This is a genomic window from Massilia eurypsychrophila, from assembly GCF_002760655.1.
In the GTDB taxonomy this organism is placed as follows: domain Bacteria; phylum Pseudomonadota; class Gammaproteobacteria; order Burkholderiales; family Burkholderiaceae_D; genus JAFCUW01.
This window is the reverse complement of sequence record NZ_PDOC01000100.1, coordinates 1-448: the sequence shown is the minus strand read 5'-3', so window position 1 is coordinate 448 and position 448 is coordinate 1. Positions and strand designations below refer to the sequence as shown.

Annotated in this window: 1 protein-coding gene; it reads right to left on the bottom strand. The window is 58.9% G+C overall.

The features are described 5' to 3' along the window. Nucleotides 1-400: helix-turn-helix domain-containing protein (locus CR105_RS27545; RefSeq protein ID WP_143752842.1), on the bottom strand; the 400-nt coding region annotated here is incomplete at its 3' end. Nucleotides 401-448 lie beyond the last annotated feature (48 nt).

Sequence of the window (448 nt, the reverse complement as noted above, 5' to 3'; positions counted from 1 at the left end):
CGCGCTTGAGCTCGCCACGGGGGTGCATGTAAATGGCGTTGTAGATGGTCTCGTGGGACACAGATTTCTCAGAATTGTTGGGCCAAAGGAGCTTGAGTTTGCGCGCAATTTGCTGCGGTGACCAGAGCAGTTTTAGCTGATGCCGGACCACTTCAAACAAGGCGCCGTCCTTGTGCAGCTTGGGAAGGCGACGTGGCAGCAGGCGGCGGGCATGGCATTGTGCATGGGCCAGATTGGCATCGTAGACGCCGTTGCCGCTGGTGCGTTTGAGCTCGCGGCTGATCGTGCTGGCCGAACGGCAAAGGCGTTTAGCAATGGATCGGGTGGAGCACAGGTCGGCGCGCATGGTCATGACGACGGCGCGCTCCTGGGTAGTCAGATGTTGGTAGATTTTCGCCATGGCGGCACCTTACAGTAGGAGGTGTTGCACTTGGTCCTTGAGAACGCC